General features: G+C 68.5%; 1 protein-coding gene. It reads left to right on the top strand.

What is annotated here, in order from left to right; all coding sequences use genetic code 11:
* Positions 1-473: 473 nt before the first annotated feature.
* Complete coding sequence (locus ACFV2J_RS29690) at positions 474-881, top strand: rodlin (protein ID WP_385091147.1); 408 nt, start codon at positions 474-476, stop codon at positions 879-881.
* Positions 882-952 lie beyond the last annotated feature (71 nt).

Below are 952 nucleotides of genomic sequence, written 5' to 3'. Positions count from 1 at the left end.
CACACCCCCCGCCCCCCCCGCGCCGATCGGGGCACCGTGGGGGGACACGGTTCGTACTTCGGGTGAGTCCCGGTCGCGGCGCGCGGGGACACGGGGGGCCCCGTCGGCGTTTCTCCGCCCTTTCGGACTCTTCACACATTCGACTCGTCATGCGTTCGGGTCTTCGGTCGTTCGGCTCTTCACGCATTCCCCTTTTCGGCTCTTCACCTTTCGGTTCTTCACCTTTTCGGCTCGTCAGCTCTCCACCTCTTCGGCCTTTCCGCTCCTCGGGCAAATCCCTTTCCCGGCCGCACGGTGCGCCCCGCTTCGGTCATGGCGTCTTCTTTCGAGGGAGCTCACCGGCGTACACGTGGCGAATCGGGCTCCGCGGGCGCTGCGCCGAATGGGGCACAACCCGAAACCCCCGCGCAGTTCCCCCAGTTGATGATCATGCAGCTCCTCCCCCAGGAGTCCGCTTTTCGAAGGGAACGAACATGAAGAAGCTGTGGGCAACCGCCGCTATCGCCGCTTCCGTCGCCGGCATCTCGGCCGCGGCCGCCCCCCAGGCCCTGGCGATCGGTGACGACGGTGGCACCACGTCGGTCAGCGGCAACGGGGCCACCCAGTCGTTCGGCAACTCCGCCACGTTCGGTGCCATGAGCCCGCAGCTCTCGCTGGTCCAGGGCTCGCTGAACAAGCCGTGCATCGGCCTGCCCGCGAAGGTCAACGCCGGTTCGCTCGTCGGCCTGATCCCGATCGCCGTGCAGGACGTCCCGATCCTGTCGGCCCCGCAGAACCAGCAGTGCGTCGAGAACTCCACCCAGGCCAAGGGCGACGAGCCGCTGTCGCACATCCTGGACCAGATCCCGGTCCTCTCGGGCAACGGCGCCAACAACGGCTGATCCCCGCACCGCGCGAGAGCGGGGCGCCCCGCGACGCCGCGGGCCGCGCGTGGTGTTTTAGGGCCCCGACA

Source organism: Streptomyces sp. NPDC059668 (genome assembly GCF_042734135.1).
Taxonomy (GTDB): domain Bacteria; phylum Actinomycetota; class Actinomycetes; order Streptomycetales; family Streptomycetaceae; genus Streptomyces.
Note: the sequence above shows the minus strand (reverse complement) of the source record. Positions and strands in the feature narration are given on the sequence as shown.